The organism is Pseudomonas sp. B15(2017) (assembly GCF_002113215.1).
GTDB lineage: Bacteria > Pseudomonadota > Gammaproteobacteria > Pseudomonadales > Pseudomonadaceae > Aquipseudomonas.
On record NZ_NEJZ01000005.1, the window covers coordinates 252,253 to 268,134 of the forward strand.

Below are 15,882 nucleotides of genomic sequence, written 5' to 3' on the forward strand. Positions count from 1 at the left end.
CCGTTCTGCGCGGGATCGATTCGCGGGGTATGATAGCCCCCCATTCGAACCACTGAAAATTTATCCAGCGTTTTTTGCGCCCGACACTCAATGATCAGCACTGAACTCAAAACCACGATCCAGGGCGCCTACTCGCGTTTTCTAGAGGCCAAGAGCCTCAAGCCGCGTTACGGCCAGCGCCTGATGATCGCTGAAGTCGCCAAGGTCCTCGGGGATATCGACACCGATGACGAAGGCCGGCGCAGTGGCGACCCCGCGATTGTCGCGGTGGAAGCCGGCACCGGTACCGGCAAGACCGTGGCCTACAGCCTGGCCGCGATCCCGACGGCGAAACTGGCCGGCAAACGCCTGGTGATCGCCACCGCCACCGTCGCCCTGCAAGAGCAGATCGTCTACAAGGACTTGCCCGACCTGATGCGCAACAGCGGGCTGAACTTCAGCTTCGCCCTGGCCAAGGGCCGTGGCCGCTACATGTGCCTGTCCAAGCTCGACATGCTGCTGCAGGAAGGCCATGCCCAGACCGCCACCGCCCAGTTGTTCGAAGAAGAAGGCTTCAAGATCGAGGTCGATGAGGCCAGTCAGAAGCTGTTCACCAGCATGATCGAGAAGCTCGCCGGCAATAAATGGGACGGCGACCGCGACAGCTGGCCCAACGCGCTGGAAGACGCCGATTGGGCGCGCCTGACCACCGATCACAGCCAGTGCACCAACCGGCATTGCCCGAACTTCGGCCAGTGCGCCTTCTACAAGGCCCGCGAAGGCATGGGCAAAGTCGACGTGATCGTCACCAACCACGACATGGTGCTGGCCGACCTGGCGCTGGGCGGCGGGGCGGTATTGCCCGATCCGCGCGACACCATTTATGTGTTCGACGAAGGCCATCACCTGCCGGACAAGGCCATCGGCCACTTCGCCCATTACACGCGCCTGCGTTCCACCGCCGACTGGCTGGAAACCACCGCCAAGAACCTCACCAAACTGCTGGCCCAGCACCCGCTGCCGGGTGACCTCGGCAAGCTGATCGAGCAGGTGCCGGAGCTGGCGCGGGAGATCAAGACCCAGCAGCAGTTCATGTTCACCGCTTGCGAACAGATTGCCGATTTCAAGCCCGGCGAAGACGTCGAGGGCCGCGAACGCCCGCGTCATCGCTTCATCGGCGGGGTGATTCCCGAACACATGCGCGAGCTGGGCATCGAGCTGAAAAAAGGCTTCGCCCGCCTCAACGATCTGTTCACCCGCCTGACGGATCTGCTCAAGGAAGGCATGGACGGCGAGGTCAACATCGGCATCGCCAGCAATCAGGCCGAAGAATGGTATCCACTGTTCGGCAGCCTGTTGTCCCGTGCCTCCGGCAACTGGGAACTGTGGACCGCATTCACCGCCGAAGACCCGGAAGACAACCCGCCGATGGCCCGCTGGCTGACCCTGGCCGAAAGCGGTTCGCTGTTCGATATCGAGGTCAACGCCAGCCCGATCCTCGCCGCCGAAACCCTGCGCCGCAGTCTGTGGAACGTGGCCTACGGCTGCCTGGTGACTTCCGCGACCTTGACCGCGCTCGGCACGTTCGATCGCTTCCGCATGCGCGCCGGCCTGCCGAAAAAAGCCGTCACCGCCGTGGTGCCGAGCCCGTTCCATCATGCCGACGCCGGAGTGTTGCGGGTGCCGGACCTCAAGGCCGACCCGCGCGATGCCGCCGCCCACACCGCCGCGATCATCCGCGATCTGCCGGAACTGGTGGAAGGCTCTCGCGGCAGTCTGGTGTTGTTCTCGTCGCGCAAACAAATGCAGGACGTGTTCGACGGCCTTGACCGCGACTGGCGCAAGCAAGTGTTCATTCAGGGCAACCTGTCGAAGCAGGAAACCCTGAACAAGCACAAGGCGCGGGTCGATGGCGGCGATTCCAGCGTGCTGTTCGGTCTTGCCAGTTTCGCCGAGGGTGTGGACTTGCCAGGGGCCTATTGCGAGCACGTAGTGATTGCCAAGATCCCGTTCTCGGTGCCGGACGATCCGGTCGAAGCCGCGTTGTCTGAATGGATCGAAGCCCGGGGCGGCAATCCGTTCATGGAAATCTCGGTGCCCGACGCCTCGCTGAAGCTGGTTCAGGCCTGTGGTCGTCTGCTGCGCACCGAAGAAGACCGCGGCACCATCACTTTGCTGGATCGGCGACTGGTCACCCAGCGCTACGGCAAGGCGATCCTCAATGCGTTGCCTCCTTTCCGTCGTGAAATATCCTGAGACATCGGTGGGCAGTTTTGCCCGCCGCGCTGTCTATCTCTCTGTCATTGCTTTTCCATTGGCCCTTGCGGGTCGTTAGGGAGAATTCCGTTCTCATGATTCGTCGTTCGTTGCCTGCCATTTTTGCCCTGGTTTTCGCTGGCCCCTTGCTGGCGGCACCTGCCGGCCAGCAGACCCTGTTCAACTTTGTCCGCCCCGCCGATGTGGTGAAAGTGGCGACCGAAAACGCCGACCTGCCGCAAGCCAATGCCGAGCAGACCCCGGAAGGTGAAGTGCTGCGCCGGGTGACGTTCAATCCGACGGCCCGCCCGACCTTGCGTCTGTCCCCGCAGACCGGTGCCTGGGACTGGTCGCAGTCCGGCATGATGAGCCTGCGCATCCAGAGTGCGATGAACTGGGCGGTGACCGTCTACGTACAAATCCAGAGTAACGACGGCAAGACCCTGGTCAGCCGCGTTGATCTGCCGGCCGGCCCGGCGCAGACCTTGCTGGTGCCATTGACCGCGACCTCGCCACTGAGCCAGGGCATGAAGGCCGGGCCCGTGATGCCGATGACGATTGACGGGCAGCGCGTCCTGCTGGCGAGCAGCAGCGGTGAGCTGGATCGCAGCCAGGTAGTGTCGGTCAGCCTGTCGATGGACCAGCCGAAAGCCGCGCAAAGTCTGTTGCTTGAGCGTTTTGGCGTGCAGGACGAAGGTGAGGTGATCAAATCCGCCTACGGCAATCTGGTGGATGCCTATGGCCAATCGACTCGCGGTAAGTGGCCGGAAAAAGTCGCCAACGACGAACAACTGAAATCCGCCGCCGCCAAAGAACAGCAACAACTGAAAACCTGGCTGGCCGAGCGCGAAAAGTCGTCGCTGGACAAGTTCGGTGGCTGGAATAAAGGCCCGGCGTTCAAGGCCAGCGGTTTCTTCCGCACCGAAAAGCGTGACGGTCGCTGGTATCTGGTGACGCCCGAGGGCCATCCGTTCTATTCCCTGGGCGTAAACACTGTCAGCCCCGAGGTCAACCAGACCTACGTGGCCGGTCGCGAATACATGTTCGAATCCCTGCCCAAACCAGGAGAGCCGCTGGCCAGCCACTTCGGCGAAGGTGACAACCGTGGCGGTAACGGTGTCGATCAGGGCCGTGGTTACAATTTCGGGCGCTGGTACGACTTCTACGGCGCCAACCTTCAGCGCCTGTATGGCGAGCCCTGCATCCCGGACAGCGACAACAAGGCCGGAGTGGCCGAAGCCGCCAAGGCTGGTGCCGCAGAAGAGGCGGCAACCAACGCCAGTGCACCGGTAGCCGCCTCCGAACAGCCGAAAGCCGGGGTTGCCGAGTCGGCTGCTACCACCGGGCAAAGCGTAGCGACACCGTGCAAAAACACGGTCGACGAGCAAAAGTGGGCCAGCCACACCCTTGATCGCCTGCAAGCCTGGGGCTTCAACACCATCGGTAACTGGAGCGCCCCCGTCCTCGGTGACGCCGAGCGCATGCCGTACACCTTGCCGCTGTCAATCGTCGGCGACTACACCAGCATCAGCACCGGCACCGACTGGTGGGGCGGCATGCCTGACCCGTTTGATCCACGTTTCGCCATGGCCACCGAGCGCGCCGTGGCGATTGCCGCCCGCGATCATCGCGATGATCCGTGGCTGATCGGCTACTTCGCCGACAACGAACTGGCCTGGGCCGGCCCCGGAGATGATCCGAAATCTCGCTACGCGCTGGCCTACGGCACCTTGAAAATGACTACAGACGTGCCGGCCAAACGTGCGTTCCTCAAGCAGTTGCGCGACAAGTACCGCAACCAGGCGGGGCTGTCGAGGGCCTGGGGGATTGATCTGCCGGCATGGGAATTGATGGAAGACCCGGGTTTCGAGGCGCCACTGCCGAATCCGGAGCATCCGGAAATCGAGGCCGACTTCAAATACTTCCAGAAGGTTTTTGCCGACACCTACTTCAAGACCATTTCCGACTCGCTGAAATGGCATGCGCCGAACCAGTTGCTGCTCGGCGGCCGTTTCGCCACCAGCACCCCGGAAGCCGTGGCCTCCTGCGCCCAGTATTGCGACGTGCTGAGTTTCAACATGTACACCCTGCAACCGCAGGACGGCTATGACTTTGCCGCGTTGCGCAGCCTCGACAAACCGGTGCTGATCACCGAATTCAACTTCGGCTCCACCGACCGTGGCCCGTTCTGGGGCGGCGTGACCCCGTTGAGCAAGGAAGAAGACCGAGGCCCGGCCTACGCCAACTTCCTCAAGCAGGCGCTGAGCGAACCGTCGATTGTCGGCGTGCACTGGTTCCAGTATCTGGATCAACCGGTGACCGGCCGCCTGCTCGATGGCGAGAACGGTCACTTTGGTCTGGTTGGCGTTACTGATCTGCCGTTCCAGGGTTTTGTCGAAGCCGTGCGCAAGAGCAACCTGGCGACCGTCGATCAGTTGAACAAAGAGGCGCAAAAAGCGGCTGCCGCATCGGACAAGGCTGGCCACGAAGCCGAAGGCGGCCGCAAGGCTGACGCCGGCAAAGGCCCGGGGCAGGGCGCTGGCCACAGCGGCGGGCATTCCGGCAACGGTCACTGATCGTTACGAAACCTGAAGACCGCCCGGCCCGCAGCAGTTCCCAAAACCCTCACGGGCTGGAACAATGCGGGCCACTTTGTAGAGCGTTTTCGCGGGGGAGTTGCGGGTGCAGATTCAGGGACATTACGAGCTTCAATTCGAAGCGGTGCGCGAAGCCTTCGCCGCACTGTTCGACGATCCCCAGGAACGCGGCGCCGCGTTGTGCATCCGGGTTGGCGGGGAAACCGTCCTTGACCTCTGGTCCGGTACCGCCGACAAGGACGGCGCCGAGGCCTGGCACAGCGACACCATCGCCAACCTGTTCTCCTGCACCAAGACCTTCACCGCCGTCACCGCGCTGCAACTGGTTGCCGAAGGCAAGTTGCAGCTCGATGCGCCAGTCGCCCGTTACTGGCCGGAATTCGCTGCCGCCGGCAAGCAATCCGTCACCCTGCGCCAATTGCTTTGCCATCAGGCCGGTCTGCCGGCCCTGCGCGAATTGCTGGCACCTGAAGCGCTGTACGACTGGCAAACCATGGTCAACGCCCTCGCGGCCGAAGCACCGTGGTGGACGCCGGGCACCGGTCACGGCTATGCCGCGATCACGTACGGCTGGCTGATCGGCGAATTGCTGCGGCGCGCCGACGGTCGCGGGCCGGGGGAATCGATTGTGGCGCGGGTCGCCAAACCGCTGGGGCTGGATTTCCATGTCGGTCTGGCCGACGAAGAATTCCATCGCGTGGCGCACATCGCCCGCGGCAAGGGCAACACCGGTGATGCGGCCGCCCAGCGCCTGCTGCAAGTGACCATGCGTGAGCCGACAGCCATGACCACCCGGGCCTTCACCAATCCGCCGTCGGTGCTCACCAGCACCAACAAGCCGGAATGGCGGCGCATGCAGCAACCAGCGGCCAACGGCCACGGCAATGCCCGCAGTCTGGCAGGGTTCTACGCCGGTCTGCTCGACGGCAGCCTGCTGGAAAGCGAAATGCTCGACGAATTGACCCGCGAACACAGCCTCGGCGAGGACAAGACCTTGCTGACCCGCACCCGTTTCGGTCTCGGCTGCATGCTCGATCAACCCGACGTGCCGAATGCCACTTACGGCCTCGGCCCGCGTGCATTCGGGCATCCGGGTGCCGGCGGTTCCATCGGTTTTGCTGATCCGGAGCACGATGTGGCCTTTGGATTTGTGACAAATACACTGGGGCCGTACGTCTTGATGGATCCGCGCGCGCAGAAGCTGGCGCGGGTACTTGCCACTTGTCTGTAAAGCGTCGCCCGAGGTTCCAGGGCCGGAACCTCATGGCGATTTTCGTTTCAAAGCGTCTGTTTATCCGGGCGAAAGTCCTCTGATTGTTCACTAATTCTTTTTGTGGGTTTCCAATGTCGTCCAAACAAACTCTCGCCCTGGCCCTGTGTTTCGCAATCACCGGTTGTGCACAGACTCCGAAGAACGACGCCGATGGCGGCAGCTGGTGGCCGTTCGGTTCTTCCGACAAAGTCGCCGCCAAGGAGCCGGCTCCGGCACCCGCACCGTTGAAACCGGCTGCTGCCGCGCCGGTGGCCAAGGCCGAGAGCAGCAACCCCTGGTACTGGCCGTTTGGTTCGGACGACTCGGCGGACAAGGCTGAAGTGAAAGCTGAAGCCAAGCCCGAGGCAAAACCGGTCGAAGTCGCCAAGGCTGAGGCCGACAAGGGCGGCAAATGGTGGTGGCCGTTTGGCGGCAAGGAGCAGGACACGGCCAAAGTCGTGCCGATGCCCGATCCGAAAGTGACTCAGGCCTGGCTGGATGATTACGAGCCGCGCTTGCGCACCGCGATCAAGGACAGCAACCTGCAACTCGAGCGTCGTGAAAACGTACTGGTCGTAACCGCGCCGGTGGAAGGCTCGTTCAACCCGGATCGCCCGGCCATGCTGCTGCCAGTGACACTCGGCCCGTTCACCCGCGTGGCGAAAATCCTTGAAGCCGACCCGAAAACCGCCGTACTGGTGCTCGGTCACAGTGACACCACCGGTGCCGCTCCGGCCAACATCAAGCTGAGCCAGGAACGTGCCCAGGCGGTGGCGGCGATCTTCCGTCTCAGCGGTCTGCAGCGTGATCGCCTGATGCTGCGCGGCATGGGTTCCGAAGCACCGCGCGCCGCCAACGACAGCGTTGAAGGCCGTGCCCTCAACCGTCGTGTCGAACTGCTGGTGACCCCGCAGAACACCATGGTTGCGCTGCTGAGCAAGTACAACATGCCAGCACCGAAGCCAGTGACCATGGTCGCCGCTCAGGACGTCAAGCCTGCCGCCAAACCGGTGACCCCGGCGCCGGCTGCGAAGAAAGCCGACGTACCGGCCACCAAAAAGGCCCCGGCCAAGAAAGCTGCTGCCAAGGCTCCAGCGAAGAAGGCCCCGGCCAAGGCTCCGGCGAAAAAGACCGCGCCCGCCAAAGCTGCCGCAACTGACAAGAAAGTCGCTGCGACCGATACCACCAAAAAGTGATCCGCTAACGAAAAGGAATGCGCCGTGACCCAGTCTCTGGCAGATATGCGTCGTGATTACACCCGGGACGGCCTGACCGAGGCGCAAGCCCCGGCCGAGCCCTTTGCGTTGTTTCACCAGTGGTTTGCCGAAGCGGTGAAAACCGAACAGGCGCCAGTGGAAGCCAACGCGATGACCCTGGCCACGGTGGATGCGGACGGCCGTCCGCATTGCCGCATTCTGCTGCTCAAGGGGCTGGACGAGCAGGGCTTCACCTTCTTCACCAACTACGAGAGTGCCAAGGGCCAGCATCTGGCCGCGAATCCGTTCGCGGCCATGACGTTCTTCTGGCCGACCCTCGAGCGCCAGGTGCGGATTGAAGGGCGGGTGGTGAAGGTCTCGCCCGAAGAGTCCGACGCGTATTATCAGGTGCGACCGCTGGGCAGCCGACTGGGCGCCTGGGCTTCACCGCAGAGCCGGGTGATCAACGGCCGGGGTGAACTGGAAGACTTGCTCAAGGCGACCGAACAGCGCTTCACCGACACTCAGCCTCACTGCCCGGAACACTGGGGCGGCTACCGCTTGCTCCCCGAACGCATCGAGTTCTGGCAGGGCCGCGCGAGCCGTTTGCACGATCGCCTCAACTACCGTGTGCAGGGCGCCGAGTGGATTCTTGAACGTCTGGCACCCTGAGCAGTCTACCGAGCGGGATAACCTGCCGCAGCGGCCTCAAGCCACTTCGGCAGGTCCCGGCGCTTGATCTTCTGTGCCTGAGCCTGCTCCAGCCGTTCGAGCATGAATGCGCGTTTGCCTTCATCCTTGCCGGCCAGTGACAAGGCCAGATCGCGATCCATCCAGCGTTTGATCCGCACATACAGCCACCAGTGGAAGTACAGGCCGGCGGCGGTGGTGACGACAATGATGAAGTAATCCATGGAAATCCTTGGGTCGACGGCGCAGGAAATGGGATTTGGCGCTACTGTTGGGTGAGTTCGCGGGTGCCTGTACCGGACCTGAATGAAAGCAACTTTATCCGGGCCACGTCGTGACAGGCGTCAAGCTGCGGAGTTTAATGAATACCTGTCCTTTGGAGTTGATGCTATGCGTAAGTCTGTTCTGCTGGTTGCTTCCTTTTCCACGATGGCGATGTTGCTGACCGGCTGCCAGTCGAGCCTGACCGGTGACTCCTACTCCCGTGACGAAGCGCGTCGCGTGCAGACGATTCGCATGGGCACCATCGAATCCCTGCGTCCGGTGAAAATCGAAGGCACCAAGACCCCGATCGGCGGCGCCGCCGGTGCAGTGGTCGGCGGTGTCGGCGGCAGCGCCATCGGCGGCGGTAAAGGCAGCATCGTTGCAGCCGTTATCGGTGCCGTGGCCGGCGGCCTGATCGGTTCGGCCACTGAAGAAGGCCTGACCCGCACTCAAGGTGTCGAAATCACCGTGCGCGAAGACGACGGCAGCATGCGCGCCTACGTGCAGCAGGTTCAGGAAAATGAAGTGTTCCGCGTCGGTGAGCGGGTACGGATTTCGACTGTCGGTGGGACCAGCCGCGTTTCGCACTAAGCGCAAACGAGCGGTAAAGGAAAACCCCGATCAGGTGACTGGTCGGGGTTTTTGTTTGGTGTTCAGCAGGGATCGCGATAGACGAATGCGATTTGGTAGGACGTATCTTTAAAGGCGTGGGGGATTTTCGACGTGAATAAGGGCCGACATTAAGAGAAGTCGAAGGCTTGTGATCTAGATCAGTTTATCGAGTACGAACTCTTTAAACCAAGGTGGCTGTACGTCTGATTTAATTTCAATCAGCTCCCCGTCCGTAATCTCTGCTACATGTGTCAGTCCTTCGCTACCTTCGTCGGAGTTATCAAAGATATAGGCTCTGTTCGAGGTGAGGATTGCGTCCGATAGAAGCGCCAGAGATCTCCAATAACGCTTTCGTATCTTTTCAGGAGGAACGTTGTGACCACCCTGCGATACGCGATAGGCAACCCTGGCAACATTGATTTCCGGGTCGGCTGTTGCAACGTAATAGACGTAAACCCTATACCCGGATCTCTGGGCTTCGTAGAGCAAATCGACCTTGTCTGAGGAGGACATTACAGTTTCGAACGTAAAACTGATTTTCTCTTTGATCAGAGAACGCCGTATGAAGTCGGAGAGAGCGGAGGCTACATATGAGTCGATTTGAGTATCCGAGAAGCTGAGCCTGTCACCTTCAATCGCAATCGAATCCAATTTTGCCAATGACTCCGGAGCTTTTTTCAGCAGGGCGTGGCTGCGGAAAAAGTCGAAAATGTCATTTTTGTGAGATTCGATGCGATAGGTGGTGAAATCAAAATATCCAGTGTCTTTGATTGCACGCTCTATATCATCCGGGTTTATGTAATTGCCTAATAGATGCGCAGGAACCAACCGATTAAAGGTGCTTTTTCCTGATCCATTTGGTCCGGCGAATATACGTATCCTCGGTGTGCTCAAGAAACGACCTGTTTAGACAGTTTGCTGATGTGCAGGCGAGTCCCGCTTTTCAGGTTTCCATAGGTGCCGATCGAACGCAGTGCGACTGAAGACTTTTCTGTCACTTCAAACAACTGACCATCTTTGGCGACAAGCACCGCAGCCCCATTGGCAAGTGCCATTTTGTAGGCGTTATTGAACGCTTTCAGGGCAATGTCCGGAATATAAGATTCCTGCACGGCGATCTGACTGTCCGTCATTGGGCGCTTTTCTGCTTTGCGTGACATGGAAAACTCCGAAAAAACGTTCTGGGGTAACGCTGCTGTCAACAGAAGATATAGCACACTTGAAAGGCTCAGGTTAAGCGCTGCGAGCAGCACCAACGGGACACTTACCAACGGTTTGCAGGGGGCTGGAGCCCAATCATGTGTGTGAATCTTTCATTGAATCCTGGGCCTTCCAGCGAGAGGCGCCGTATTGATCGTGTTAACTGCTTTTAGTGGATCTTTTTCTGCTCGCCGCCAACGTTACTGCATAACCGATCAATGCCGCGAACACCGAACCGGTGAGAATGCCCATCCGGTCCATCCCGGCGTATTCACTGGCACCCGGCACGAAGGCGAGGGAGCCGACAAACAGGCTCATGGTGAAGCCGATCCCGCAGAGCATCGCCACGCCCAGCACCTGACCCCAATTGGCGTTCTCGGGCAGGGCGGCGATGCCGGATTTGACGGCGAGCCAGGTCAGGCCGAACACGCCGATGGTCTTGCCCAGCAGCAGGCCGACGGCGATGCCCATCGGAACCTGGTGGGTGAAGCTTTCGGCGGTCACGCCGGTCAGCGACAGGCCGGCGTTGGCGAAGGCGAACAGCGGCAGGATGCCGTAGGCGACCCACGGGTGCAGCGCGTGTTCGAGGGTCAGCAGTGGCGAAGGCTCGGCATTCCTGGTGCGCAGCGGAATGCAGAAAGCCAGGGTCACACCCGCCAGCGTCGCGTGAACACCGCTCTTGAGCACGCAGACCCAGAGGATCAACCCGATGATCATGTACGGCCCGAGCTTGACCACCCCGAGCCGGTTCATCGCCACCAGCGCCGCGATGCACGCGGCAGCGAGGCCCAGCGACAGGGTCGAGAGCTCGCCGGAGTAGAAGATCGCAATGATCACGATGGCGCCGAGGTCGTCGATGATGGCCAATGTCATCAGGAACAGCTTCAGCGACACCGGCACGCGCTTGCCGAGCAAGGCCAGCACGCCGAGGGCGAAGGCAATGTCGGTGGCGGTCGGAATGGCCCAGCCGTCGAGGGCGGCCGGGTTGTCACGGTTGAGGAACCAGTAGATCAGCGCCGGCACCAGCATGCCGCCGATGGCCGCCGCGCCGGGCAGGACGATCTGCGACGGTTTCGACAACTGGCCGTCGAGCACTTCGCGCTTCACTTCCAGGCCGATCAGCAGGAAGAACAGCGCCATCAGACCGTCGTTGATCCACAGCAGCAGGGGCTTGGCGATCTTCAACGCGCCGATCTGCGCCACCACCGGAGTGTCGAGCAGGCCGCTGTACAACCACGACAGCGGCGAGTTGTTGATGATTAGAGCCAGGATGGCCGCGGCGATCAGTAACAGACCGCTGGCAGCTTCCAACTGAAAGAAACGCGTGAAAGTGCTACGCAGAGGCAAGGTCGATCTCCATCGATAAAGTCAAAAGGTGGCACACCCTAACCCGTACTGTTAGTTGTTAAAACAAAAGTTATATTCTTTTTTGTTATATATGGTTACAAGGCGCATGCCAGACCTGCAGCAGAGCCTAGCAGTTGCCAAAGGTATTGAAGCTCAGCTGTATCTGTCAGTGCTGTAGGTTTTTTCCTAAGCTTGGGGGCTGAGCCTGTGAAGGCACTTCTGCCCGATTCAATGAGAACGACAGCCATGAGCGACAACCGACAGTGGGCCCGCGAAGCCATCCGGATCATCGAAGCGGACTTCCAGCGCAGCGCCGACACTCACCTGATCCCCTTGCCGCTGCCGGGGTTCGCGGGCATCGAGTTGTACTTCAAGGATGAATCCAGCCACCCGACCGGTAGCCTCAAGCATCGGCTGGCCCGTTCGCTGTTTCTCTACGCCTTGTGTAACGGCTGGCTGAAACCCGGCGCGCCGGTGATCGAGGCGTCCAGCGGTTCGACGGCGATTTCCGAAGCGTACTTCGCGCGGATGCTCGGCCTGCCGTTCATTGCGGTGATGCCGGCGACCACGTCCAGGGAAAAGATCGCGCAGATTGCGTTCTACGGTGGCCAGAGTCATCTGGTGCAAGACCCGACGCAGATATACGCCGAGTCCGAACGCCTGGCCCGCGAGCACGACGGTCATTTCATCGACCAGTTCACCTACGCCGAGCGCGCCACGGACTGGCGGGCGAACAACAACATCGCCGAGTCGATCTTCCAGCAGATGCGCTACGAGCAACACCCGTGCCCCACCTGGTTGATTTCCAGCCCCGGCACTGGCGGCACCACCGCGACCCTCGGCCGTTACGTGCGTTATCGCCAGCACTGCACCCGTGTGCTCTGCGCCGACGCCGAGCGTTCGGTGTTCTTCGACTACTACCAGACCGGCGACGCGAGTTTGCGGCTGGATCACGGTTCGCGGATCGAAGGCATCGGCCGGCCACGGGTGGAGGCGTCGTTCCTGCCCAAGGTGATCGATGCGATGGTCAAGGTGCCGGATGCCTTGTCGCTGGCGGCCATGCATTACCTGGCGCAGCGTCTGGGCCGGCATGTGGGCGGGTCGAGCGGGACCAACCTGATCGGTGCGTTGATGGCGGCGCAGCAGATGAAAGCGGCGGGGGAGTCGGGGTCGATCGTGGCGATCCTGTGCGATGGCGGCGAGCGCTATGCGGACACCTACTACGATCAGGCGTGGCTCAAGGCGCAGGGTTATGAGCTGGAGGGATTGATAGCGGTCGTGGCGGCGAGTGCCGAACGGGGTGAGGCGCTGCCGGCCAGCGTATTACGCGCCAATATCTGACGCCGAATACCCCTGTGGGAGCAAGCTCGCTCCCACAGGGGTTGTGTCACTTCAAAGCTTGTTTATCAGGCTTCGAGGCCCAGGATGTCTCGTGCCACGGCTTCCGCAATCCGAATCCCGTCCACACCCGCCGACAGAATCCCGCCCGCATAACCCGCGCCTTCGCCGGCCGGGAACAGACCTTTGACGTTCATGCTCTGCAGCGCCTCGTTACGCGTGATGCGCAGCGGTGACGAGGTGCGGGTCTCGATTCCCGTCAGCACCGCATCGTGCAGTGAATAACCGCGAATCTGTTTCTCGAACGCCGGCAATGCTTCACGAATGGCTTCGATGGCAAATTCCGGCAGCGCCAGGGCCAGATCGCCCAGAGCGACGCCCGGTTTGTATGACGGCTCGACTTCGCCCAACTCGGTCGAAGGAATGCCATTGATGAAGTCGCCGACCAATTGCGCCGGCGCCTTGTAGTCGCTGCCGCCGAGGATGAAAGCGTGGGATTCCAGACGTTCCTGCAACTCGATCCCGGCCAGCGGGCCGCCCGGATAATCGACTTCCGGGGTGATGCCGACAACGATGCCGGAGTTGGCGTTACGCTCGTTACGCGAGTACTGGCTCATGCCGTTGGTGACTACGCGGTTCGGCTCGGAAGTCGCCGCCACCACCGTGCCGCCCGGGCACATGCAGAAGCTGTAGACCGAACGGCCGTTTTTGGCGTGGTGCACCAGTTTGTAGTCGGCGGCTCCCAACTTGGGGTGGCCGGCGTACTTGCCGAGGCGCGCGCGGTCGATCAGCGATTGCGGGTGCTCGATGCGGAAACCCACCGAGAACGGCTTGGCTTCCATGAACACACCACGGCTGTGGAGCATGCGGAAAGTGTCGCGGGCACTGTGGCCCAGCGCCAGAATCACGTGTTTCGAATGCAGGATCTCGCCGCTGGCCAGTTCGACGCCGACCAGTTGGCCGTCCTCGATCAGCACGTCGGTGACACGCTCCTGGAAGCGTACTTCACCGCCCAGAGAGCGGATTTCTTCACGCATGGTCTCGACCATGCCGGTCAGACGGAACGTACCGATGTGCGGCTTGCTGACGTAAAGAATTTCTTCCGGCGCGCCGGCCTTAACGAATTCATGCAGAACCTTGCGGCCGAGGAATTTCGGATCCTTGATCTGGCTGTACAGCTTGCCGTCGGAGAACGTGCCCGCGCCGCCTTCGCCGAACTGCACGTTGGACTCGGGGTTGAGCACGCTTTTACGCCACAGGCCCCAGGTGTCCTTGGTGCGCTGGCGCACTTCGGTGCCGCGTTCGAGGATGATCGGCTTGAAGCCCATCTGCGCCAGCAACAGGCCGGCGAAGATCCCGCACGGGCCGAACCCGACCACGATCGGGCGCTGGTTCAGGTCGCTTGGCGCCTGGCCGACGAATTTGTAGCTGACATCCGGCGCCATGTTGACGTTACGGTCGTCGGCGAACTTGCCCAGCACTTTGGCCTCGTCGCGCACTTCGAGGTCGATGGTGTAGATGAAGCACAGTTCGGAGGACTTTTTGCGCGCATCGTAGCTGCGCTTGAACAAGGTGAAATCGAGCAGGTCATCGCTGGCGATGCCCAGGCGTTGCACGATGGCAGCGCGCAGGTCTTCGTCGGGATGGTCGATCGGCAGCTTGAGTTCGGTGATTCGTAACATGACAGGATCCGGTTCGCGGGGCGCACAACTGCGCCAGGGCGTTTGAAGGCGGCGATTATAAGCCGCAACGGCCGGATCCCGTGAGGGTAAAACGATCAGTCGTTACGTGAACCGCCGAAATACCCGCAACCGCGCTGTACCTTGCCGTCGATACGCAACTCGGCGCTCATGTGCTGCACGCTGCCGGTGTTGCTGTCGACGCAGCGCTGCGGCGCTACCCACAACTCGATGCGCTGGTTGTTGGCTTCGCTGCTGAGGTTGAAACGACCGTCGCCCAGTTGCTCTTCGACGTAGGGCACGGCGAGTGGTGGCTGGCCTTCGCGGTCGAGGACCAGGCCCTTGCCGCTGACCTTGACGTTCCATTCCGGGCCATGGCCGGAGGCGCGCAGGATCAGCTGTTTGAAGTTGGGGTCGTCACAGGCAGTGCCGGAACGTTCGACGCGATAGAGCTGCGTCAGGTCGAGGCGGTCGCCGGCGATCTTTCCGCGCACGTCGGCGAACAACTTGCCCTGTTGATCGGCCAGGGTGGCGGCCTCTTGCAGGATGCTGGTGCCGCCGATGTCATTGACCACGTACTGGCGCTGCTCGCCGCACGCCTGGAACACCAGTTTGCCGTCGGCAGCGGTCAGTTGTCCCTGCATCCGCGTCTGGCCGACGTGGGAGGCACTTTCCCGCGCACCATCGAACAACTGGCACGCGGCAAACAACGGGAGCAGGGCAACAACGATCAGGGAACGGGCAACACGCATCTTTGGCTCTCCAGACAAGTGTCGCCACGTTACGCAGGCTGACCGTTCATCACAAGGGTTTAGCCCACGTGAAATGTCTGACCTGTCTGCAAGCCTTCGACACTTTTGGCGTAGGCCAATGCCACATCCGCCGCAGGAACCGGCTTGTAGCCACGGAAGTACGGGGCGTAACTGCCCATGGCTTCCACCAGCACGGTCGGGCTGATCGAGTTGACGCGCAGACCGCGTGGCAGCTCGATGGCCGCTGCGCGGACGAAACTGTCGAGCGCGCCGTTGACCAGTGCAGCCGACGCGCCGCTGCGGATCGGATCGTGGCTGAGCACGCCGGTGGTGAAGGTGAAGGATGCGCCGTCGTTGGCGAATTCGCGGCCGATCAACAGCAGATTGACCTGGCCCATCAACTTGTCTTTCAGGCCGAGGGCGAAGCTGTCTTCGGTCATTTCACCCAGCGGGGCGAAGGTTACGTTGCCGGCGGCACACACCAGCGCGTCGAACTTGCCGGTCTGTTCGAACAATTTGCGAATCGATGCGCTGTCGCTGATATCCACCTGGAAATCGCCGCTGTTGCGGCCGATACGAATGACTTCATGACGCTGCGACAGCTCTTTGTCCACCGCCGAACCGATGGTGCCGCCGGCGCCGATCAACAGAATTTTCATCGTGATTGCCTCAAGTGATTGAACGAGGTTTCAGTCTAGAGTGGTTTTTTCTGCGGATAAG

General features: G+C 61.3%; 14 protein-coding genes. 7 read left to right on the plus strand and 7 right to left on the minus strand.

What is annotated here, in order from left to right; translation table 11 throughout:
* Positions 1-90 precede the first annotated feature (90 nt).
* The 5 genes from dinG (at position 91) to pdxH (ending at position 7,952) form a co-directional block, all read left to right on the plus strand.
* Positions 91-2,235 (plus strand): ATP-dependent DNA helicase DinG, encoded by a 2,145-nt coding sequence (gene dinG, locus CAF73_RS10520; RefSeq protein WP_085702639.1) that lies wholly within the window; start codon positions 91-93, stop codon positions 2,233-2,235.
* A gap of 95 nt (positions 2,236-2,330) precedes the next feature.
* Positions 2,331-4,811 carry a beta-galactosidase gene (locus CAF73_RS10525; RefSeq protein ID WP_085702640.1) on the plus strand — a complete coding sequence of 827 codons (2,481 nt, stop codon included), beginning with the start codon at positions 2,331-2,333 and terminating at the stop codon, positions 4,809-4,811.
* Between the two features lie 106 nt (positions 4,812-4,917).
* Positions 4,918-6,063 (plus strand): serine hydrolase domain-containing protein, encoded by a 1,146-nt coding sequence (locus CAF73_RS10530; protein ID WP_085702641.1) that lies wholly within the window; start codon positions 4,918-4,920, stop codon positions 6,061-6,063.
* 113 nt (positions 6,064-6,176) lie between these two features.
* Positions 6,177-7,280, plus strand: coding sequence for an OmpA family protein (locus tag CAF73_RS10535; protein WP_085702642.1), 1,104 nt, complete (start codon positions 6,177-6,179; stop codon positions 7,278-7,280).
* A 24-nt stretch (positions 7,281-7,304) separates the two neighbouring features.
* Positions 7,305-7,952, plus strand: coding sequence for a pyridoxamine 5'-phosphate oxidase (gene pdxH, locus CAF73_RS10540; protein WP_085702643.1), 648 nt, complete (start codon positions 7,305-7,307; stop codon positions 7,950-7,952).
* Between the two features lie 5 nt (positions 7,953-7,957).
* Here the strand turns inward: pdxH and CAF73_RS10545 are convergent, their stop codons facing one another.
* Entirely contained in the window at positions 7,958-8,194 is a 237-nt protein-coding gene (locus CAF73_RS10545) for a hypothetical protein (RefSeq protein ID WP_039771369.1), read from the minus strand.
* A 166-nt stretch (positions 8,195-8,360) separates the two neighbouring features.
* Here CAF73_RS10545 and CAF73_RS10550 point away from each other — a divergent pair, with 166 nt between their 5' ends.
* Positions 8,361-8,825, plus strand: coding sequence for a glycine zipper 2TM domain-containing protein (locus CAF73_RS10550; RefSeq protein WP_007969461.1), 465 nt, complete (start codon positions 8,361-8,363; stop codon positions 8,823-8,825).
* 174 nt (positions 8,826-8,999) lie between these two features.
* On the opposite strand, the gene CAF73_RS10555 is transcribed toward CAF73_RS10550, so the two are convergent.
* The 3 genes from CAF73_RS10555 to nhaA all read right to left on the minus strand — a co-directional run bounded on the left by CAF73_RS10555 (position 9,000) and on the right by nhaA (position 11,393).
* On the minus strand, positions 9,000-9,740 hold the full coding sequence (locus CAF73_RS10555; protein WP_085697426.1) for a zeta toxin family protein: 741 nt from the start codon (positions 9,738-9,740) through the stop codon (positions 9,000-9,002).
* Positions 9,737-10,006, minus strand: a complete 270-nt coding sequence (locus tag CAF73_RS10560; protein WP_085697427.1) for a hypothetical protein — start codon at positions 10,004-10,006, stop codon at positions 9,737-9,739. The genes CAF73_RS10555 and CAF73_RS10560 overlap by 4 nt, the downstream gene beginning before the upstream one ends.
* Before the next feature lie 199 nt (positions 10,007-10,205).
* Positions 10,206-11,393: a Na+/H+ antiporter NhaA gene (gene nhaA / locus CAF73_RS10565; RefSeq protein WP_085702644.1), complete on the minus strand. Its 1,188-nt coding sequence runs from the start codon at positions 11,391-11,393 to the stop codon at positions 10,206-10,208.
* Positions 11,394-11,639: 246 nt separating this feature from the next.
* On the opposite strand from nhaA, the gene CAF73_RS10570 reads away from it, so the two are divergent.
* Positions 11,640-12,734 (plus strand): PLP-dependent cysteine synthase family protein, encoded by a 1,095-nt coding sequence (locus tag CAF73_RS10570; RefSeq protein WP_085697429.1) that lies wholly within the window; start codon positions 11,640-11,642, stop codon positions 12,732-12,734.
* A gap of 65 nt (positions 12,735-12,799) precedes the next feature.
* On the opposite strand, the gene CAF73_RS10575 is transcribed toward CAF73_RS10570, so the two are convergent.
* The 3 genes from CAF73_RS10575 to CAF73_RS10585 all read right to left on the minus strand — a co-directional run bounded on the left by CAF73_RS10575 (position 12,800) and on the right by CAF73_RS10585 (position 15,821).
* Positions 12,800-14,413, minus strand: a complete 1,614-nt coding sequence (locus tag CAF73_RS10575; protein ID WP_085702645.1) for an NAD(P)/FAD-dependent oxidoreductase — start codon at positions 14,411-14,413, stop codon at positions 12,800-12,802.
* A 95-nt stretch (positions 14,414-14,508) separates the two neighbouring features.
* Entirely contained in the window at positions 14,509-15,162 is a 654-nt protein-coding gene (locus CAF73_RS10580; protein ID WP_085702646.1) for a COG3650 family protein, read from the minus strand.
* Positions 15,163-15,221: 59 nt separating this feature from the next.
* Positions 15,222-15,821 carry a short chain dehydrogenase gene (locus CAF73_RS10585; protein WP_085702647.1) on the minus strand — a complete coding sequence of 200 codons (600 nt, stop codon included), beginning with the start codon at positions 15,819-15,821 and terminating at the stop codon, positions 15,222-15,224.
* Positions 15,822-15,882: the final 61 nt, after the last annotated feature.